Here is a 20,489-nt window from a genome sequence, read left to right on the forward strand (position 1 = left end):
GAGACGGTGAACTCGATGATCAAGCGTCATCTGGGCTCGGCGCTCCGCGCGCGGACGGAACCGTCCCAGGCCCGCGAGATCATCCTCCGGGCCATCACTCTCAACGTTATGATCGTGCGACTATGGGTTTTCTACAGAGCAGCAAATTCTCCTCGTCGGCGCCCATCAAATGGGCCATGTCGATGCCGTCATACTGAGCGCCGTGTTCCACGACCTTCTTCCGTGGTAGGTCCTGGAAGGCGTGGCTGACGAATGGCTCGTCCATCGGAGGGATCCCCATCGGCCTCGGAGCTACCCCTTCCCAGCCGGATCACATCCGACCCCCGCGTCGACGGGACAGGATGCGGCACCGCCACGGCGCGCGCGTGAAGCGTAGCCGAATCGCCCGGGGCTGTCCCTCGCAATCACGGACGGTCCTCCATCCGGCCGAGGATTGTTATGCTCGAAGCCCCTGGCGGGGGAGATGACCGAGGAGGCGATGCATCGAAGTCGATACTCTGGTACTGTCTCGCCGCTTGGAGAGATCGGAGGGTGCTTCGCCTCCCGGGCCTGGATGCGTATGGATAGGAGCCCGCCCTGGGTCCTCCCCGGCGGCGCGGCCCAGGTCGTGTTCGCCCTGGCCCTCGCCCGAATCGACTCCGAAGCGGCGGGCCGCGCCCACGCGGCCTAGGCGGGATCCGCGTCCTGCCGCCCCCTGGCCTGGCTCTGGCTCGTCGAGGGGGCCCGCCCCGACCGATGGGACGTGCTGGGGGCGTCGGTTTGGCTTGCCGGAGCGGCCATCATCCTTCATGGGCCACGAGGCTCGTGGATCGCCAAAGCCCGGGATCGATCGAATTTCACCCCCGCACCGCCCCGAGGACGACCCCCGTGGACCCGCGACCGCCCGACGACCCGATCCGCGACCTGCTCGCCCTGACGCTGACGCCCGGCGTCGGGCCGCTGACGAGCCGCGCGCTCCTGGAGCATTTCGGGTCGGCGGCGGCGGTGCTGGACGCCCCGATCGCGCAACTGCGCGAGGTCTCCGGCATCGGCCCGAAGCTGGCCGATCGCATCCATCACGCCCGCGCCGACAACGACACGGGACGCGAACTCGCCGAGGCTCGCCGCCTGGGCGTGACCCTGATCCCGCGCGATTCCCCCGCCTACCCGCCCACGCTCCAGGAGATCCCCGATCCCCCCGCCCTGCTCTACGTCAAGGGGACGTTCGAGCCGCGGGACCAGATCGCCATCGCGCTGGTGGGCTCGCGCCGCTGCACCCCCTACGGCATCCGCACGGCCGAACGCCTGGCGACCGCCCTGTCCCGCACCGGCTTCACGATCGTCTCGGGCCTGGCTCGCGGCATCGACGCCGCCGCGCACCGCGGCGCCATGAAGGCCGGCGGCCGGACGCTCGCCGTGTTGGGGAACGGACTCTCCGCCATCTACCCCCCCGAGCACGAGGACCTCGCCGCCGAGATCGCCGACGGCCGCGGCGCGCTGGTGAGCGAACTCCCCATGACCCAGGGGCCCTTGGCCGGCCTCTTCCCGCAGCGTAACCGCATCATCTCTGGCTTATGCTTGGGCGTCATCGTCGTGGAGGCCGCGCCCCGGAGCGGCTCGCTATCCACGGCGCATCACGCGATGGAGCAGAACCGCGAGGTCTTCGCGGTCCCCGGCGCGGTCGACAGCCTGGCCAGCCGGGGCTGTCACCGCCTCATCCGCGACGGCGCCCGGCTGGTGGAGACGGTCGACGACGTGCTGGAGGAGCTCGGCCCCCTCGTCCGCGAGGTCCGCGCCGCCCCCGACGAGCCGGCCGTCCGCCACCCGGCCGAGCTGGCGCTCACCGACCAGGAGCGGTCGCTCCTCGGCCACCTCGACGACTCCCCCAGCGGGGTCGACGTCCTCATCGCCCGCACCGGCCTGACCGCCTCCCAGGTGATGGCCACCTTGAGCGTCCTGGAGCTGAAGCGCATGGTGAAGCGGCTCCCCGGACACCAGTTCGTCAGGGCTTGATCCTTCCGTGAACCCCTGGCCCCGCCCTCGTGTCCTCGGATATCGTGGATGCGGGAGGGGCCGGCCGATGCTGCTGACGATCACGACGACTCGGGAACCGGCCGACGACCTCGGCTTCCTGCTGCACAAGCACCCGGCGCGATTCCAGAGCTATGACCTCGCGTTCGGCCGGGCTCGCGTCTTCTACCCCGAGGTCGGCCCGGATCGCTGCTCCGCCTGCCTGATGGTGGACGTGGACCCCGTCGGCCTGGTGCGGGGCAAGGGGGGCGGCGAGGGGCTGCTGGGCCAGTACGTCAACGACCGGCCCTACGCCGCGTCGTCGCTGATGAGCGTCGCCATGGCCGAGGTCTTCCGGACCGCCATGCGAGGCCGCTGCGACGCCCGCCCCGGCCTGGCCGAGACTCCGATGCCCCTCTCCGCCAGGATCGACGTCCTGCCCGTCCGCGGCGGCGAGCCCTTCCTGCGCTCGGTCTTCGAACCCCTCGGCTACGCGATCGAGGCCACGCGCCACCCGCTCGACCCGACGTTCCCCGACTGGGGCGAGAGCCGGTATTTCTCCGTCGAGATCTCCGCCGAGACCACGCTGGCGCGACTGCTGACGCAGTTGTACGTCCTCATCCCCGTCTTCGACGACGCCAAGCACTACTTCGTCGGCGAGGCCGAGATGGAGAAGCTGCTGGCCCGGGGCGTCGGCTGGCTGGACTCCCACCCCCAGAGGGACGAGATCGCCCGCCGCTACCTCCGGCATCGTCCCAGCCTCTACCGCGAGGCCCTCGCCCGCCTTGCGCCCGAGACGCCCGCCATCGCCGAGGACGTCGAGGAGCCCTCGGCGCGGGTCGAGGAGGCGGTCGAGTCGTCGATGAGCCTGAACGACCAGCGACTCGGCTCGGTCCTCGGCGTCCTGCGCGGGGCCGGCGCGAGTCGGGTGCTCGACCTGGGCTGCGGCGAGGGCCGCCTGCTCCGGCTGCTGCTCAAGGAGCCCCAATTCCGGGAGATCGTGGGCGTCGACGTCTCGGTCCGGGCGCTCGAGGCGGCCAGCGACCGGCTCCACCTGGACCGGCTCCCCGAGAACCAGGCGGCGCGGATCAAGCTGTTGCACGGCTCGCTCACCTACCGCGACCGCCGGCTGGAGGGCTTCGACGCCGCGGCCTGCGTCGAGGTCGTCGAGCACCTGGATCCCCCGCGACTCGCCGCCTTCGAACGGGCCGTCTTCGAGTTCGCCCGCCCGGCGACGGTCGTCCTGACCACCCCGAACCGCGAGTACAACGTCACCTGGGAGAACGTCGGCCCGGACCGTCTCCGGCACTCCGACCATAGATTCGAATGGACCCGCGCCGAGTTCCTCGCCTGGGCCGAGGCCGTCGCCTCGCGCTTCGGCTACTCGGCCCGCTTCCTCGCCGTCGGCCCCGAGGATCCGACCCTCGGCCCGCCGACCCAGATGGGGGTGTTCGCCCGTGGACGCTGATCCCCCGATCGACCCGAAGGACGACCCGCGATCCGTCGACGACCTGTTCAACGCGGCCCTGTGCGAGCCCGACGAGGATCTCGCCTGGGACGCCGTCATGGCCCTCCACTGGCGCGGCACGCGCGAGATCCTGGACCGGGCGACGGCCCTCGCCACGAGCGTCTGCCCCCTGGAGCGGAGAGTCGGGGCGGAAGTCCTCGGCCAGCTCGGCTGCCCGGCTCGGACCTTCCCGGATGAGGCGAGGGATATCCTGGCCCGGATGCTGGAAACCGAGACGAACGCCGACGCGCTGAAGGCCGCCATTATCGCCATGTCTCACCAGGATGGGACCGAGGGGCGTCGCGCCACCCTGGCGTTCCGCGAGCACCCCGACCCCGAGGTCCGATGGGCGGTGGTTCAGGCGCTGTCGACGCTCGGCGAGCCCTGGGCGATCGCCGGCCTGATCGAGCTTTCTCGCGACTCCGACCCGCGCGTCCGCGACTGGTCGACGTTCGGGCTCGGCGCCCAGACCGACGTGGACACGGCGGAGGTCCGCGCCGCCTTGGTTGCTCGACTTGACGACGAGGACGCGCCAACCCGCGGCGAGGCCCTCGACGGCCTCGCCCGGCGCAACGACCCCGCCGTGCCGTCGATCCTGCGGGAACGCCTCTCCCGCGCCGACCCGGATCAATTCGAGGTCGAGGCCGCGGGCGAGTTGGGCGACCCCGAATTCCTCCCGCTCCTCCTGGCCCTGCGATCGGCCGGCTGGCCGGGCCCGTCATGGGCCCTGGACGGCGCGATCGCGGCTTGCGCCCCCGCCCCGATGGACACCCCGCCCGCGAGGCCGCGACCGTGACCCTCTCCATCCCCAGGCTCTCCCTCGTCGTCCTGATCGGCCCCAGCGGCTCGGGCAAGAGCACGTTCGCGCGCCGGCATTTCTCGCCGACCGAGGTCCTCTCGTCCGACGCCTGCCGCGGGATGGTCTCGGACGACGAGAACGACCAGGAAGCGACGAACGACGCGTTCGACGTGCTCCACTACGTCGCGTCGAAGCGACTCTCGCGCGGCCGGCTGACGGTCGTGGACGCGACCAATGTCCAGCCGGAGTCGCGACGGCCGTTGGTGGAACTGGCCCGCAAGTACCACTGCCTGCCGGTGGCGATCGTCCTCGACCTGCCCGAGGCCCTCTGCCACGAACGCAACCGCGACCGGGCCGACCGCGCGTTCGGCCCGCACGTCGTCCGCAACCAGGCCTCGCAGCTCCGGCGGTCGTTGCGGGGGCTGCGGAAGGAGGGGTTCCGCAACGTCTTCGTCCTGGGGTCGCCCGAGGAGGTTGAGGCCGCGGCCATCGAGCGCGTGCCGCTCTGGACCGACCGCTCCCGCGACCACGGGCCGTTCGACTTCATCGGCGACGTCCACGGCTGCGCCGACGAGCTGGAGTCGCTGCTGGGCCGTCTCGGGTACGAGGTCGTCGCCCCTCCCGACGGATCGTCGCTCCTCGGCGGGCCGCGATACGCCCATCCCCAGGGCCGAAAGGCCGTCTTCGTGGGGGACCTGGTGGATCGCGGCCCGCGCGTGGTCGACACGCTGCGGATCGTCGCGACGATGGTCGCCGGCGGCTCGGCCCTGTGCGTGCCGGGGAACCACGACGTCAAGCTGCTGAAGAAGCTGCGCGGCAAGGACGTGCGGATCACGCACGGGCTGGCCGAGACGCTCGCCGAGATCGACGCCCTGCCCGCCGAGGCGCGCGTCCCGTTCACGGAGGAGTTGACGAAGTTCCTCGACGGGCTGGTCAGCCACTACGTCCTGGACGGCGGCGAGGTCGTGGTGGCGCACGCCGGGTTGAAGGAGTCGATGCAGGGGCGGGGCTCGGCAGCGGTGCGTGAATTCGCCCTCTACGGCGAGACGACCGGGGAGACCGACGAGTTCGGCCTCCCCGTGCGCGTCGAATGGGCGAGGGAGTATCGCGGCAAGGCGGCCGTCGTCTACGGCCACACGCCGGTCCCCTCGGCCGAGTGGCTGAACCGCACGATCAACATCGACACCGGCTGCGTCTTCGGCGGCGCGCTGACCGCCCTGCGCTGGCCTGAGCGCGAGCTGGTCTCCGTCCCCGCCGATCGCGTCTACCAGCCGTCGGCCCGACCCTTCTTGCCGGCGGACGTCCAGGCGTCCGCGGTCCCCGCGCAGCAGCTCCACGACCGGATGCTGGACCTGGAGGACGTGATCGGCAAGCGGATCGTCTCCACCCGCCTGCGCGGCAACGTCACGATCCGCGAGGGGAACGCCGCGGCGGCTTTGGAGGTCATGAGCCGGTTCGCCGCCGATCCGCGCTGGCTCGTCTACCTCCCGCCGACGATGTCCCCCAGCGAGACCAGCAAGGAGGCCGGCCTCCTGGAGCACCCGGCCGAAGCCTTCGCCTACTATCGCGCCCAGGGCGCTCCGAGGGTGGTCTGCCAGGAGAAGCACATGGGCTCCCGCGCCGTCGTCGTCGCCTGTCGCGACGAGGACGCCGCGCGCGGACGCTTCGGCGTGGAGGACGCGGTCGGCGTCGTCGTGACGCGCACGGGGCGGCGGTTCTTCCCCGACGCCGACCTGGAACGCCGCTTCCTGGACCGCGTCCGCGCCGCGCTAACGGCGGCCGACCTCTGGACCCGCATGGACACCGGCTGGGCCGTGCTCGACTGCGAGCTGATGCCCTGGTCGGCCAAGGCGCAGGAGCTGCTGAAGTCGCAGTACGCGGCCGTGGGCGCGGCGGGGACGGCCGCCCTCCCCCGCGCGGCCGAGATGCTCGCGCGGGCCTCGTCGCGGCTGGAGGGGGAGGAGCGGGCGAAGCTGCTGGAAGTCGAGGAGGCGTGCCACCGCCGTTCGGAGGACGTCGCCCGGTTCGTCGCCGCGTACCGCCGCTACTGCTGGCCGGTCGCCGACCTGACCGACTACAAGCTCGCCCCGTTCCACCTCCTTGCGACCGAGGGCCGCGCGCACGTCGACAAGGACCACGTCTGGCACATGGAGACCCTGGCCGAGGTCTGCCGCGCCGACCCGGGATTGCTCCTCGCCACGCCGTACCGGGTCGTCGACGTGACCGACCCGGCGAGCGAGGCCGAGGGGATCGCCTGGTGGGACGAGCTGACCGGCCGGGGCGGGGAGGGGATGGTGGTGAAGCCGCTGCCGTTCGTCCTCAAGGGCGCCCGCGGGCTCGCCCAGCCGGCGGTGAAGTGCCGCGGCCGCGAGTACCTGCGGATCATCTACGGCCCTGATTACACGACGGAGGCGAACCTCTCCCGGCTCCGCTCGCGCGGCCTGGGCCGCAAGCGCTCGCTCGCCCTCGGCGAGTTCGCGCTCGGCGTCGAGGCCCTGGAGCGCTTCGTCCGCGGCGAGCCCCTCCGCCGCGTCCACGAGTGCGTCTTCGGCGTCCTGGCCCTGGAAAGCGAGCCCGTCGACCCCCGGCTCTGACGGGCCCGGGGAGCGCGGGTCGTTGACCCGGGCCCGCGGTCGCAATAGTCTGGTGCCGCCCGGCGGGGCCGTAGCTCAGCGGTAGAGCGGCCGATCCCAATTCGGAGGGAAGCCGGTTCAACTCCGGCCGGCCCCGTCGGGACCTGAGTGACTGTCCCATAAGTGGAACAAGGAAGCGTTTAGCGACGTAGGGAGGGGATGAGAACCCGACGCTACCCCAGCGACGGCACCGACGAGCAATGGGCCTTGATCGAGTCCTTGATCCCCGTCTATCCCGGCGGACGGCCTCGCAAGACCGACGTCCGCGAGGTCCTCGACGCGATCCTCTACATGCTCCGCACGGGTTGCCAGTGGCGATACCTGCCCGAGGGCTTCCCGCCTCGGAGCACGGTGTGGCGTTACTTCGACGAGTGGCGGTCGAACGGGACGCTCGACCGCATCCACGACGCCCTGCGGCGGAAGGTGCGGACCAAGGAGAAGCCCTATCGGCCCCGGACCACGGCCAGCGTCGACAGCCAGTCGGTCGACGCGACCTCCGGGGGGGAGGAGCGGGGACGCGACAACGCCAAGAACGTCGACGGGCGGAAACGCCACATAGTGGTGGACTCCATGGGGTTGCTTCTGGCCGTCCTGGTCACGGCCGCCTCGGTCGACGACGCCCGGGCCGCGACCGACCTGTTCGGCCGGCTCGAGGGCCAACCGGTGGGCAAGGTCGTCCGGATGTACGCCGACTCGAAGTACCACAACTGGAGCCTCTACGGGTGGGTGGAGGCGAACGCCCGTTGGGACCTGGCGATCATCCGACGCCCCGAGGGCGCCAAGGGCTGGGTGAAGCTGCCCATCCGCTGGACGGTCGAGCGGACGTTCGCCTGGCTGGGCCGCTGCCGGCGGCTGAGCAAGGACCGGGAGAGGACTGTCCTGTCGTCCGAGTCGTTTATCAAGCTGGCGATGATCCAGCTGATGCTCCACCGCCTCGAGCCCTCGGATGCGGAGCCGGCGTTCCGTTACCGCAATGCGGCCTGAGCCCACTTATGGGACTGACTCTGAGTGGGACGCGAGGCGACGCGATGGACGTGGACGACCGGGACGACCTGTTCTCGGCGACGGAGTGGTCGACGTGCCTGAAAGTGCTGGAGGCCCTCGGCCGCTCGCCAGGTCTGGCCCCCGACCCGGCGCGGCTCGAACGCGCGGTCGCGAAGATCTACAAGAAGGCGCGCCGGCTGCGTCGCAAGGCATCGGCCGGGGAGCGCCAGGAGACGGACCGCGCGACCGTCGCGGCCACCGGCCGGGCGCGAGAGTCGGCGGAAGTCGCCGACGCCCCCCCGACCGCGCTGCGGGCCAGGTCCCGGCTCTGTTACATCTGCAAGGGCCGGTATCGCGAGGTCCATGCCCATTATCACCTCCTCTGCCCCGAGTGCGCCGGTCGCAACCTCGCGGAGCGCCTTCGGCGTAGCAACCTGGCGGGGCGTCGGGCGGTCGTCACCGGCGGGCGGATCAAGATCGGCCGGCGGGTCGCCCTGCGGCTGCTCCGCGACGGGGCCGAGGTCCTGGTCACCACCCGCTTCCCCGACGACGCCGCCCCCCGGTACGCCGCCGAGCCCGACTTCGACGCCTGGCGTGACCGCCTCTGGATCGAGCCGCTGGACCTCCGACGCCCGAACGACGTCCTCGCCTTCCCGGCCCGCGTCGCGTCGCGGTTCCCGGCGCTCGAGATCCTGATCAACAACGCCGCGCAAAGCGTCCGCCGGATCGAGGACGATCTGGCCGACGCCATCGCGTCCGAGGCCCGGCCGTCGTCCCCCTTGCCGTCGAACGTGGGGGACGTGGTCCGCCGCGCTGGGGGCCTCGCCGCGATCCTCCCGGAGCCGGACCGCCGGGAGTCCAACAGCTGGACGGCCCGGATCGACGAGGTACCCCCCGTCGAGCTGCTGGAGGTGCTTCTGGTGAACGCCGCCGCGCCGTTTTGGCTCATCGCCGGGCTCAGGCCGCTGATGGCGGCGTCGCCGTTCGAGGATCGCTACGTCGTGAACGTCGCGGGGCTCGACGGCCGGTTCGCGGGGAGCAAGTCCGACCGGCACCCTCATATCAACATGAGCAAGGCGGGGCTGAACATGATCACCAGGACTTCGGCCGCCGACCTTGCTCGCGACGGGATCTACCTCAACAGCGTCGACGCCGGCTGGGTGACTCACGAGGGCGCCCACTCGCGCCGGGCGCGCATGCGGGCCCGGGGATTCGTCCCGCCGCTCGACGAGGTCGACGCCGCCGCGCGGGTCCTCGACCCGATCGCCCGCGGCCTGTCCGGGGAACGCGCCTGGGGATGTTTCTTCAAGGACTACGAGCCGACCGACTGGTGAGCACGGGAGGGCGTCCCGATGTGGCGATGGCTCCGCGAACTCTTCGTCGGCCCGCTCGATCCTCCTTACCCGACCGGACCGCTCCCCCCGGCGGAGGCCGCGCCGGCCTACTACCCCGGCTCCTGGGATTGGCTCCCGCCGGGATGGAGGGAACTGGTCATCTTGCTCGCCTCCGGCCGGGCCCCGGGCGGGCTGAGCCACGCGGGGAAGCTCTCGCTGGCGGGTCTCAGGCTGCGCTCGCTCCCCTCGGATCTGAGCGTCGACGGCAACCTGGATCTGCGGCAGAGCCAGCGCCTGCAACGCATTGGCGACGGCCTGACGGTCGGCGGCCGTCTCGAGATCGGCGGGGCCGCCGATCTCCACGCGCTTCCGTGGCGGTCGACTATCCTCAAGGCCTCGCCCGAGGCCCGGCGACGCTTCTGGTCCGCGCCAATCTTCGCGAGGCCCTCGCGCGACGGCCAGTGCCCGATCGAAGCCCTGCCCGCCCGCCTGGGCGTCGGTGGCGATCTGGTCCTGCGGGCCTGCCGCCGGCTGGCGACGCTCCCCCACGACATGGACGTCGGCGGCTCGATCTCCCTGGAAGGCTGTTCGTCCCTGGAACGTTTGCCCGACCCGTTCGAGGTCCTGGGTAGCCTCGCGATCATAGGCGCGCCCAGGCTCCTCGATCTCCCTTCATCGCTGACCATCGGCGGCTCGCTGTGCCTCGTCGGCGTGGGGATCGCGAGCCTGCCGGCCGGGCTGCGCGTCGGCGGCGACCTGACGCTCCAGGGCTGCGCCCGACTCGACCGTCTCCCCGACGGCCTGACAGTGGGCGGCAGCCTAATCCTCCGCGCCTGCCCGGTCGCCCGCCTCCCCGACGGCCTCCGAGTCGGCCGCGACCTGGTCTGCGACCGCCTGCGCGAGCTGTCCGGCATCCCCTCCGGCTTCTCGGCCCCGGGCCGGACGCTGTTCGACCGCTGTCCCCGGCTCTGACGCGCGAGGCACCCCTCGACGTCGAGGCGGCTGGCGGCTCGGCGAGGGGGGCCGAGTGCGTCCTCGGGGTGCGAGCGACCCCGTGGCCCCCGCGCCCGCCCACCGCCTCAAGGTCGGCTCGCCGGATTGGCGCCATGCCTGGCCGCGCGGCTACTCTTGGTGCCCCCCCCCGCTGTGGGAACGATCGTGGCCGTTACTCGTCGGAGAACTGGACGCAACGTGCCGCTCGCCATTGCAATCCATGGCGGCCCTCTCCTTCTCGTGGCGCGTCCTGGCGTTCAGGTATTCGCGGCGGAACGAGCGCGGGAGGTTCGCCGAACAACTCGCCCCTTCGCCGCAGGCCTTGCGGCAGAGATCGGTCCCCAGGCCGCCCGGCTTGTATTCGAGCGGCGGGGCGACGTCTCCCCCCGTCAGGATCGCGGCGATCACGTCCTCCATCACGGGGTCGTCCATCAGTTCGTCGGCGATGTGGCGCCCCAGGAGTCGGTAGGTGTTCATCCTGGCCGGCGTGTAGAACTGGTCCACCGGGTCGTCGTTCGGGAACTGGGAGTGGCGCGCGACGTGGAGCAGCGTGTCCCCCTCGTCGCCGGTGATCGTCGGCCGAAGGTAGACCACGAGCCCCCGGGCCCCGCCGGGATAGCGGATCCGGGCGAAGAGGTAATGCTCCTGGGAGAAGTGCCGCTCCTCGGAGGCCTCGGCTCCCTCCTCCGGGGCCTTGGCGGCCGTCGACGAGGATTTCTCACCGTCCCCTTCCGGCTTCTTCGCCTTGCCGGCGGACGACTTCGGTGGGGCGGGCCGGACGAGGTCCAGGCCGATCGCCGTCCGATGCCGGCAGCCGGGATGGCCCGATCCGCCCTCCGGGAGCTCGCCCGTCTTGAGCCAGTGGCGATAGGCGCGCGAGCTGAGGAACGGGCCGATCTCCACGCGCTCGACGGCGGCCTGCTGGAGGACCTGCGTCAGCGCGTCGAACCGCCGATCCTCCGGGGCGCCGCCGTCCTCCTGGCTGCAATCCGAGACCACGATGAGCCGGCAGCGCCGCCGTAGCAGGGAGTAGAGCCCCAGGTTCTCCGCGTGGGCGCCGTCGGACAGCAGCATCCGGCTATCGCCGTTGCAGTCGACCCCCAGCGACTGCCAGAGATGGAACAGGAGTTTCTCGTGGAGAGGGCGGCGCATCCTGTCCGGCTCGGACACCCAGTATCCGGTCTGGACGTTCAGCAGGTGAAGGACGGCCGAGAGCGCCGGGTTGGCGATCGTCCCCGGCGACAGGAACGCGCCGGAGATCGCCACGATGTTCCCGATGTCCAGCCGGTTCCGTCGGGCGAATTCCTCGGTCATCCCGCCGGCCTTCTTCCCCACCCTCCAGTAGTCCACGGCCCCGAAGCCGGACGCCACCGGCGAGAACGAAAAGATGTGCGTCGGAAGCTCCGGCTCATGGCCCAGGGAGCGGTTCCCCTCGAGGGTCGCGTTGATCAGCAGCAACGGAGCCCGGCGTTCCCGCGCGCCGTCGCCCCCCTCGCCTTGTCCCCTCGCACCGGGGGAGGGAGGCGCGAAATCCCAGCCGCGATAGCCGCGGCGAGCCTGATGAAGCCAGCGGTGGGCGACCTTGCCCGGCTCGATGTCAACCCAACTGTCGATCACGTGCCCGCGGTAGAACTTCTGCAACGCGTAGGTGTTCACGTCGACGGCGCAGCACAGGGCCCAGACCGCGAGGGCGACCAGGCCGATCCGCAGTCGCATCCATTGGTCCTCCTCCCAGACGATCGACGAGAAGACCACCTTGTCTCGACGGTCCCGCATCAGGCCGGGGAAGTACAGGTGCAGCGCGCGACGGTTGTTGTTGCGGATCGCCGCGTCCAGGCCGGCCCCCCCAATCTCGCCGCCCGGCCCGCCATCCGCGGCCTTTGGCGCCTCGGCCGGCCCCTCGGCCGGCTCATCGAGCATCGGATCGAGCGGCTTGAGGGCCTCCCCGGGGTTGCGCAGCGCGGCGAGCGATCTCGCGCGGCCGCGGTAGCGCTCGCCGAGGCCCCGGTATCGCTCCGGGTCCCAGTTCTCCGGCAATTCCGTGCGCGCCGGCGTCACAGGCTCCTTGGGGACGATCGTGTAGAGCCAGTCCCAGCCCAGCACGATCTCGGAGAGCCGTCGGGCCAGGACACGTTGCTTGTAAGACTGGGTCGCCATCTCGTCGTAGTGGGCCTCGGCGGAGGCCGCCTGGGGGTGGTTATCGTCCGACCAGTCGGGGCGAGACCAGATCCAGGCGAGCGGCCAGAGCAGCCGATCGACCCACGGCCGGGAATCCAGCAGCCGCATCCGGGCGGCTCGGTCGCGTTCCTCGACCAGCGGGAACCCCGCGGCCGACCGGGCCTCGAGGAACTTCTTCGCCAACGGCTTCCAGGGGCCGTCGGGCCCCCGGGCGTCGCGCGCCACGCGCTCCCACGCCGGGTCCGGCTCGCGGAGGTCGGACGGGTGGAACGCGGCCAAGGGGAGGTCCGACCGCCATTCGTAGTAGCCCGAGACGTTCTCCTTGGCGACCGTGCTGAACACCACGAACACGACCAGCAGCACGAACCCATAGCTGCACAGGAAGACAACCACGCGGAAGACCGGCTCCCACCCCCGGCGCGGGCCCCGTCCCTTACCCCCCGTCGCCGCGTCGTATTCCTCGACCCGGCGCGCGCTCTTGAACACCGCGTTCCTGAAGACGTTGGTCGGGGAGAGGAGCCCGATCGAGATCACCGTCAGGGCCGCGCACGCGGCGTAGTAGATCCAGTCCCCCAGCTCGCCGTACCATTGCGATCGCCGGTGCAAGGCCGCCGCGCCCTCGTCCCCCGCCTCCCCGAGGCCGATGTCGCCGGTCGTCACCAGGGCGGCGAAGCAGAACAGCGCCACCAGGATCGGCGCCAGCAACGATTGCTTCAGGGTCGGCCCGCCCAGGAGGTCGCTCTTCGCGGCCGCCGCCCCGCCGGGGTCGGCCCGATCGGCCTTCGCCGGCAGGAGCCATCGGAACGCCCGACGCGACTTCACCTTCATCTTCGCCCAGGTCCCCAGGATACGGCGGGCCGTCGCCGGGTGGAGCGCGCCGATCAATTGCCACGCCCCCACCGCCGCGCAGGCCGCCACTGGCGGCGCCAGCAGTGCCGCAAGCAGGAAATACTGGGCCCTGAAGGACACCCCGCTCGCGGCGTCGTCCGGGCCGTGGCCGGGGAACCGGAGCCAGATCGCGAGGACGTAGGCCAGCGAGACGACCACGAAGTACGCGAACCACCAGCCCGCCCAGCGCCGGCCGTGGCGGATCGACGAGTTGATGCAGTAGCCGACCAGGAACGCCCACAGCGTCAGCCAGAAGGGCACGAACCCCCGCGCCACGTCGGACGTCAGGCCCATCGCCGCGCTGAAATTCGCCGCGTCCGGGGCGTCGAGCATCCGCATCGCGAACGCGAGCGCGGCCAGCGCGGCGACCAGCAGCGCCCCGGTCTTGAGCAGTTGGAACACGACGCCCAGGAACCAGACCCCTAGCCCCCAGGTCCAGCCCGGCACCGTCTTCGACGTCAGCTGGACGGCCCCCAGCCATGACGGCTTCGCGTCGTCGCCGGGCGTCGGCTTGAGCATCGTGGTCGCAAGGTGCCCGGCGGCGTAGCTCCCCCCGGAGACGCTGGAGACATAGTCGAAGCACTCCAGGCAGCTCAACCCTCGAGGATCCCCCGGGGCGGCCTCGCGACGGTCCAACCCCTCCAGGACGCCAAGGCTGAAGCAGGCGGATCGGATGCCCCCACCCGAGAGGCTCAGTCCCGTCGGCCCCTCCCCGGCCAGATTCTCCGGGGCATTCGCCATCGGGACCTGAGGCCCCACGCGATACTCCTCGCGCCGGAGGCCGATCTCGACGGCCTCCAACTCCATGACCTCGCCCAGCGTCGCACGGCCGGGCGGGGCGTCGTCGCGGTGCCGATTCGTCTCGTCGTGGCTCATCGCGCCCTCGCCTGGCCGTGGGCCGCTGGCGGCCGTCCCGGGGGCGACGTGTGAGCGCCCAGACTGACGGGATGGCCTCGTACAGACATGACTACGCGACGGCAGGCTTTATCTTACAGGCGAGTGGCACGAGGCTGAGCTCGCCTGACGCCCCGGGACGCACCGTGGCCCGCGAAGCGGGGCCGTCCCGCGGGCGGGCGGGCCGGCTCAGCGCGGGCGGCCCAGTTCGGAAAGGAGCTTTTCGAGCTCGGGTAGGTCGACGGGCTTGACGAGGTGGCCGTCGCAGCCGGCCTCGCGGGTGAGGGCGCGGTCGGATTCCTGCCCCCAGCCGGTCAGGGCGATGATGACGACCTCGCGGCCCCAGGGGAACTGGCGGATGCGGCGCGTGGCCTCGCGGCCGTCGAGCCGCGGCATGCCCACGTCCATCAGGATCGCGTCGGGCCGGAACGCCTCGGACGCCTCCACGGCTTCCAGGCCGTCGTACGCCGTGCGGACCTCGGCGCCGAGGATCCTGAGCAGTTCCGACATCGTGGCGGCCGAGTCGCGGTTGTCGTCCGCCACGAGGATCCGAAGCCGCGCGACCGAGCCCGCCGGGGGCTCGGCGCGGGCGGGCTCCCGGGCGGGGGGCGGCCCGGCCTCGGCCGGCAGGCGGACCGTGAACGCGCTGCCGCGGCCCGGCCCCCCGCTCTCGGCCTCGACCGTGCCGCCGTGCAGCTCGACCAGCCCCTTCACCAGCGCCAGGCCGATCCCCAGGCCGCCGTTGGAGCGGGCCAGGCTGCGGTCGACCTGGGAGAACATGTCGAAGAGGCGGGGCAACTCCGTGGCCGGGATGCCGATGCCGTTGTCCTCCACCCGGAGCACCACCATCCCCCTCTCGACCCGGCCGGAGAGGCGGATCCGGCCCCCTCGGGGCGTGTACTTCGCGCTGTTGGTCAGCAGGTTGCTGACGACCTGCGCCAGCCGGGTGAGGTCGGCGTTCAGCGGCGCCGGGGCCGTCGGCAGCGACACGGCGAGCTCATGCCCCGCCTGCTCGATCAGCGGCCGGGCCGTCTCCACGGCCGAGGCGACCACCTCGCCGAGCGTCGTCCAGTCCCGGCGCAGCTCCATCTTGCCCTGGTTGATCCGCGAGACGTCCATCAGGTCGTCGATCAGGCGGACCATGTGCCCGAGCTGCCGCTCCATCATGTCGCGGGACCGCGCCGTCGTCTCGGCGTCGGGCGAGAGCCTCATGAGCTGGAGGCCGTTCCGGAGCGGGGCCAGGGGGTTGCGCAGCTCGTGGGCCAGCATCGCCAGGAACTCGCTCTTGCGGCGGTCCTGCTCGCTCAGCTCGTCGTAGAGCCGGGCGTTCTCCACGGCCACCGAGGCGATGCGGGCGAGCTGGACGGCGACCGCCTCGTCCTCGGCCGTGAACTCCCCCTCGAATTTGTCGGAAAGCTGGAGCAGCCCGAGGCTGCGGCCGTCGCGGGCAACGAGCGGCACGGCGAGCCAGCCGCGCATCGGCGGGTGCTCCTGGGCGTGGCCGCTGAAGTTCCGCCACGCGGGGTGGGCCTCCAGCTCGGCCTGGGTCATCCGCATCGGGCGGTTCGCCTTGATGACCTCGACGTAGATCCCTTCACCGGTCGGCTCGACGTCGAACTCCCGCCAGCGGGCGTACCGGTCGGAGAGGGAGACGGTGCTGATCGACTGGCCCCAGCCCTCGCCGATGGTGAGGCTGGCGACCGACTGGTGGGCGCCGACGATCTCGCGGGCCTCCTCGGCGATGGCCCGCAGGACGCCGTCGAGCGACCCCGCGGCGTGGATCGCCAGGCCGGCCTGCTCCACGCGACGGAGCATCCGGCTCAGCTCGCGCTCTCGGTCGAGCAGCCGGGCGAGCCGGCGCTGGTCGAGTCGCCTCCCGGTCACGTCCAGGGTCACGCCGTCGAACCGCGTCGGCGTCCCGTCGGCGGCGAAGGAAGTCCCGCCGACGGCGTGGATCCACTTGATCTCCCCGGTCGCGGGGTCGACCGTCCGGTAGTCGATGTCGTAGGGCTTGCGGCCGTCGACGGACGCCTCGATGGCCCGGCGCGTCGGCTCGCGGTCGTCGGGGTGGATGCGCTCGTAGAACGTGTCGATGGTGACCCGCTCGTCGGGCCCCAGCCAGAAATGCTCCTTGACGCGGACGTCCCAGATCAGCTCGTCGAAGGGGAGGTCGCAGTACCAGAAGCCGATGCCGGAGAGCCGGGCCGCGTAGTCGAGCCGCGACCGGCTGTCCGCCAGGGCGCGCTCGGCCTCCTTCGCGGCCGAGATATCCCGGGCGATCTTCGACGCGGCGACCACCCGGCCCTCGTCGTCCAGCATCGGGGACATCGTGGCCGAGATCTCGACCTCGCGGCCGTCCTTGCGGAGCCGGACCGTCTCGAACGGCTCCACCCGCTCGCCGCGGCCGAGCTTCGTCAGGATGTCGACCTCCTCGCCCAGCCGGTCGGGGGGGATGATGAGGTCGGCCAGCACCCGGCCCACGGCCTCCTCGGCCGTCCAGCCGAACAGCCGCTCGGCGCCGGCGTTCCACGATCGGATGACGCCGTCGAGCCCCTTGCTCACGATCGCGTCGTCCGACGACTCGACGATCGCCGCCAGCCTCGTCGCCGCCTCCCTCGCCCGGATCCGGTCGGTGACGTCCCGGAAGACCAGCACGGAGCCGATCGCCTCGCCCCGCGCGTCGAACATCGGCGCGGCGCTGTCGTCGATCGGCCGCTCCGCCCCGTCGCGCGCGATCAGGATCGTGTGGTTCGCCAGCCCGACGACCACGCCCTCGCGCAGCGCCCGCAGCGCGGGGTTTTCCACCTCGGCCCGGGTATGCTCATTGACGATCCGGAAGACCTCGACCAGCGGCCGGCCGGCGGCCTCCGCGATCGTCCAGCCGGTGAGCGCCTCGGCCACCGGGTTGAGGTACGTGACCCGGCCCTGGGCGTCCGTGCTGACGACGCCGTCGCCGATGCTCGCCAGGGTTATTCGCAGGCGTTCGCGCTCGGCCTCCAGCGCCTCCTCGGCGCGTCGGCGGGCCTCCTGGTCGCCCAGGACGCCTCCCAAGTCTTTCTCCAAGGGCACCGCTCCTCTTCGCCGCTAGACGCCGTCCACGCCCGTTCCCTCGCGAACCGCCGCCTCGCGGACGCCTCCCGCCCTCAGCTTGAGAGTATATCGAGCACGAGTCCATCGTGGGAACCGCTCCGGCCGAGGTCCCGGCGAAATCGACCCGAGCCCTGAGCCTCGGCCCCGACTCTAGGAGAAATCCCGAAAACCTGGAACCGCGACGCGAAGACTCGTGATCATCCCCTAGGAGTGATTTCCGTTCCTTGGCAATTCGGGAGATCGAACGAAGCCGGCCCAACGGAGGCCGGCCATGAACGGCGCGGGGTCATGTCCACCCCCGGGGGGGGCGTCCCCCCTCGCGCGAGGTGACGGCGGAGGGGAGGAATCGAGTCCCCGCCGCCGAATAGCGTGATTCGAAAATGACGAACGAAGCCAACTCGAATTCCACAAGCCTCTAATCGCCATCAGCTTGTGGAATCGACGAGTTGGCTTCGTTCGCGAACGAAGCCAGGGCCGCGCCGGATCAGACGGCGGGGCCGAGGAGGTCCTTGACGGCGTCGCGCTCGGCGACCAGCTCGGCGGCGGAGGCGTCGAGGCGCTTGCGGGCGTCCTCGTCGATCGGGACGTTCGGGACGATCGACCAGTTGCCCCGGCCCTTCGAGACCAGCGGGAAGCTGTAGATCAGGCCCGACTCGATGCCGTAGCTGCCGTCGGAGACGACGGCCGTGCTGAACCACTCGTCGGCCGGGGTCGGGTGGTAGAGGTTGGCGACCGTGTCGATGGCCGCGTTGGCCGCCGACGCCGCCGACGAGGCGCCCCGCGCCTTGATGACCGCCGCGCCGCGCTTGGCGACGGTCGGGATGAACGTCTCGGAGAGCCAGGCGTCGTCGCGGATCACCTGCGGCGCCGGCACGCCGGCGATCTCGGCGTTCTTGTAGTCGGGGTACTGGGTGTCGCTGTGGTTGCCCCAGATGGTGACCTTCTTCACCGACGAGACCGGCACGCCGGCCTTCTTGGCGATCTGCGAGGACGCGCGGTTCTGGTCCAGCATGGTCATGGCGAACCAGTTCTGGGCCGGCACCCTCGGCGCGTGCGACTTGGCGATCAGGCAGTTGGTGTTGCAGGGGTTGGCGACCGTGACGACGCGGACGTCCTTCGAGGCCACCTCGTTGATCGCCTTGCCCTGGCCGGTGAAGATCGGGCCGTTGGCGCGGATCAGGTCGGCGCGGGTCATGCCGTCCTTGCGGGGGAGGCCGCCGACGAGGATGACCCAGTCGGCGTCGGCGAAGGCGACCTCGGCCTTGTCGGACGCCTTGACGTCGGTCACGAGCGGGAACGCGCAGTCGTCCAGCTCCATGATCGTGCCGTTCAGCGAGGGCAGGGCCGGGGTGATCTCGAGGAGTTGCAGGGCGACGGGCTGATCGGGGCCGAACAGGGCGCCGGAGGCGATCCGGAACAGCAGGGCGTATCCGATCTGGCCGCCGGCGCCCGTGATCGCGACCCGGATGGGGGTGGACATCTCAAATCTCTCCAGCTATGCGAATGGGAAGGACAGTGGCTACGATTCCGACGACGGCTTGGTCCGCGCCGCGGCCCCCGAGGCCCGGGGGCCGGATCGGGAGGGGGCGGCGCGGAGGTTGGCGAGCATGAGGGCCGTCTCCCTCGGCAGGTGCCTTGCGCCCGCAAGCAGGACGAAGCCCGCCGCGGCGAGCGTCGGCGCGGCGAACAGCAGCGCGGCGGCGACGTTCTCCGGGGGCCTGCCGCCGACGGAGTGGGGGGTCGCCCCCAGGGTCGCCAGGGCGCGGCCGAGCGGCGTGGCCATGGCGTCGGGCTGGCCGAACGCCTCGGCGCCCCACTGCAGGAGCCGGGGGGACCAGGCCACCCCCAGCAGGTAGGCCACGGCGACCGTCGCGCCGCAGGCCACGCCCCGCATGTTCGGGGCCGCCGCCGCCGCCACGATCGCCAGGCACGGCCCCAGGTTGGCGAACAGCAGGGCGATCGTGGCGAACAGCGTCGCGTATTGCCAGCCCCGCGCCGGGCCGAGGAAGGTCGCCAGCCAGCACGGCAGCGCCAGCCACGCGGCCATCCCGGCGACCAGAAACGCCGCGCGGGGCTCCCGCCTCCCCCAGAGGTCCGCGACCCAGGCGCCGGCGAGCAGGCCGACGGCCGACGCCGCCGGGACGATGGTCGCCGCCGCCCGCGCCGCGCGCGCCTCGGGCAGGCCTCGCGCCCCGATCAGGAAGGTCGGCAGCCAGGCGTCCAGGCCGCCGATCGCGAAGGCCGTGAACGTCAGCCCGAAGACCGCGTATGTGAACGAGGAGTTCACCATCAGGTCGACGTAATCCTCGGGCGAGGCCCCCGCCGCCTCGTGGGCGCGGAGCCTCGCCACCGCGACCCCCTCGCTGACGCCGCGGACCGGGTCGGGGAGCCGCAGCGCCGCCAGGGCCAGGATGAGCGCCGGGGCGCCGCCGGCCAGGAACGCGGTCTGCCAGGTCGCGACCTCCGCCACCACGGGCCCCAGGTTGAGGGCCAGCGCCATGCCGATCGGCCCGGCCAGGAAGAAGACCGCCAGCGCCCGCGCCCGGTGGGTCCGCGGGAAGACGTCCATCACCAGCGTGAGCGCCGCCACCCCGAAGGTGGCCGTCCCCAGCCCCACCAGCGCCCGCGCCCTCTGGAGCGCCTCGAAGGAGGCGGCCAGCCCCACGCCGACGCTGGCCAGCCCGAACACGGCGACGCCGAGGGCGACGATCCTGGCGCGGCGGGTGTGGTCGGCGAAGTAGCCGAGCATGGGGGCCCAGAGCGCCGCGGCGACCAGCGGCAGGGCCTCCAGCCAGTCGGCCTGGTCGTCCCAGAGGTCCAGCTCGCGGCCGATCGGCCGGATCAAGGCCGCGAAGAGGCCGCGGTCGACGGCCGCCGCGAGGTTCCCGGCGAACAGGAAGGCGAGCAGGCCCCAGGCCCATCGCGGGGCCGGGCGAGGCGCGGGGAGGAGATCGGTCCCGGCGGGGGTCGGACCTTGGCCCACGGTCGGCTGGTTGCTGGGCTGGGTCACGGACCTGGATCTCCGCCGCGATCGCCTCCCGGGCCGCGCTGGGGGGGGCCGCGATCGAGCCCCGGCTCCGATCCTAACCCCCGGCCGGGGCCCGGTCCAGGGGCGAGCGGGGCGCGGGTCGCCCGGCTCGGGCCGGTTTTCCCGAAAGCCCGGGGCCGGGAGTGCCGATGATAGGGGACGTATCGGGAGG

General features: G+C 71.9%; 12 protein-coding genes and 1 tRNA gene. 9 read left to right on the top strand and 4 right to left on the bottom strand.

The window, feature by feature from the left end; translation table 11 throughout:
* The first annotated feature begins 694 nt into the window (after nt 1–694).
* The 9 genes from WG209_RS22410 to WG209_RS22450 all read left to right on the top strand — a co-directional run bounded on the left by WG209_RS22410 (nt 695) and on the right by WG209_RS22450 (nt 10,218).
* The gene (locus WG209_RS22410; protein WP_337177366.1) at nt 695–916 is read left to right on the top strand and encodes a hypothetical protein; all 222 of its coding nucleotides are present in this window, start codon (nt 695–697) and stop codon (nt 914–916) included.
* Nucleotides 868–1,992 carry a DNA-processing protein DprA gene (dprA, locus tag WG209_RS22415; protein ID WP_337177328.1) on the top strand — a complete coding sequence of 375 codons (1,125 nt, stop codon included), beginning with the start codon at nt 868–870 and terminating at the stop codon, nt 1,990–1,992. The genes WG209_RS22410 and dprA overlap by 49 nt, the downstream gene beginning before the upstream one ends.
* A 67-nt stretch (nt 1,993–2,059) precedes the next feature.
* Entirely contained in the window at nt 2,060–3,457 is a 1,398-nt protein-coding gene (locus WG209_RS22420) for a 3' terminal RNA ribose 2'-O-methyltransferase Hen1 (RefSeq protein WP_337177329.1), read from the top strand.
* Nucleotides 3,447–4,292, top strand: a complete 846-nt coding sequence (locus WG209_RS22425; RefSeq protein ID WP_337177330.1) for a HEAT repeat domain-containing protein — start codon at nt 3,447–3,449, stop codon at nt 4,290–4,292. Before WG209_RS22420 ends, WG209_RS22425 begins: the two co-directional genes overlap by 11 nt.
* Nucleotides 4,289–6,889 (top strand): polynucleotide kinase-phosphatase, encoded by a 2,601-nt coding sequence (locus WG209_RS22430; protein ID WP_337177331.1) that lies wholly within the window; start codon nt 4,289–4,291, stop codon nt 6,887–6,889. Before WG209_RS22425 ends, WG209_RS22430 begins: the two co-directional genes overlap by 4 nt.
* A gap of 64 nt (nt 6,890–6,953) precedes the next feature.
* A tRNA-Trp gene (locus WG209_RS22435) sits at nt 6,954–7,025 on the top strand.
* Nucleotides 7,026–7,087: 62 nt separating this feature from the next.
* A complete protein-coding gene (locus WG209_RS22440) occupies nt 7,088–7,912 on the top strand; it encodes an IS5 family transposase (protein ID WP_337177332.1) in 825 nt (274 codons plus the stop codon).
* A 44-nt stretch (nt 7,913–7,956) separates the two neighbouring features.
* Nucleotides 7,957–9,246, top strand: a complete 1,290-nt coding sequence (locus WG209_RS22445) for an SDR family oxidoreductase (RefSeq protein WP_337177333.1) — start codon at nt 7,957–7,959, stop codon at nt 9,244–9,246.
* An 18-nt stretch (nt 9,247–9,264) separates the two neighbouring features.
* Nucleotides 9,265–10,218: a hypothetical protein gene (locus tag WG209_RS22450; protein WP_337177334.1), complete on the top strand. Its 954-nt coding sequence runs from the start codon at nt 9,265–9,267 to the stop codon at nt 10,216–10,218.
* 150 nt (nt 10,219–10,368) lie between these two features.
* Here WG209_RS22450 and WG209_RS22455 read toward each other — a convergent pair whose 3' ends face one another.
* The 4 genes from WG209_RS22455 to WG209_RS22470 form a co-directional block, all read right to left on the bottom strand.
* Nucleotides 10,369–14,181 (bottom strand): hypothetical protein, encoded by a 3,813-nt coding sequence (locus tag WG209_RS22455; RefSeq protein ID WP_337177335.1) that lies wholly within the window; start codon nt 14,179–14,181, stop codon nt 10,369–10,371.
* Between the two features lie 207 nt (nt 14,182–14,388).
* Nucleotides 14,389–17,262, bottom strand: coding sequence for a PAS domain S-box protein (locus WG209_RS22460; protein ID WP_337177336.1), 2,874 nt, complete (start codon nt 17,260–17,262; stop codon nt 14,389–14,391).
* A gap of 511 nt (nt 17,263–17,773) precedes the next feature.
* Nucleotides 17,774–18,769 carry a malate dehydrogenase gene (locus WG209_RS22465; protein WP_337177337.1) on the bottom strand — a complete coding sequence of 332 codons (996 nt, stop codon included), beginning with the start codon at nt 18,767–18,769 and terminating at the stop codon, nt 17,774–17,776.
* A gap of 39 nt (nt 18,770–18,808) precedes the next feature.
* Complete coding sequence (locus WG209_RS22470) at nt 18,809–20,299, bottom strand: MFS transporter (RefSeq protein ID WP_337177338.1); 1,491 nt, start codon at nt 20,297–20,299, stop codon at nt 18,809–18,811.
* Between the last annotated feature and the right edge of the window lie 190 nt (nt 20,300–20,489).

The organism is Paludisphaera sp. (assembly GCF_037189885.1).
In the GTDB taxonomy this organism is placed as follows: domain Bacteria; phylum Planctomycetota; class Planctomycetia; order Isosphaerales; family Isosphaeraceae; genus Paludisphaera.

Coding starts and splice junctions, on each gene's coding strand:
- WG209_RS22420 (WP_337177329.1), top strand. CDS start 2,060: ATGCTGCTGACGATCACGACGACTCGGGAACCGGCCGACGACCTCGGC.
- WG209_RS22440 (WP_337177332.1), top strand. CDS start 7,088: ATGAGAACCCGACGCTACCCCAGCGACGGCACCGACGAGCAATGGGCC.
- WG209_RS22445 (WP_337177333.1), top strand. CDS start 7,957: ATGGACGTGGACGACCGGGACGACCTGTTCTCGGCGACGGAGTGGTCG.
- WG209_RS22450 (WP_337177334.1), top strand. CDS start 9,265: ATGTGGCGATGGCTCCGCGAACTCTTCGTCGGCCCGCTCGATCCTCCT.
- WG209_RS22455 (WP_337177335.1), bottom strand. CDS start 14,181: ATGAGCCACGACGAGACGAATCGGCACCGCGACGACGCCCCGCCCGGC.
- WG209_RS22465 (WP_337177337.1), bottom strand. CDS start 18,769: ATGTCCACCCCCATCCGGGTCGCGATCACGGGCGCCGGCGGCCAGATC.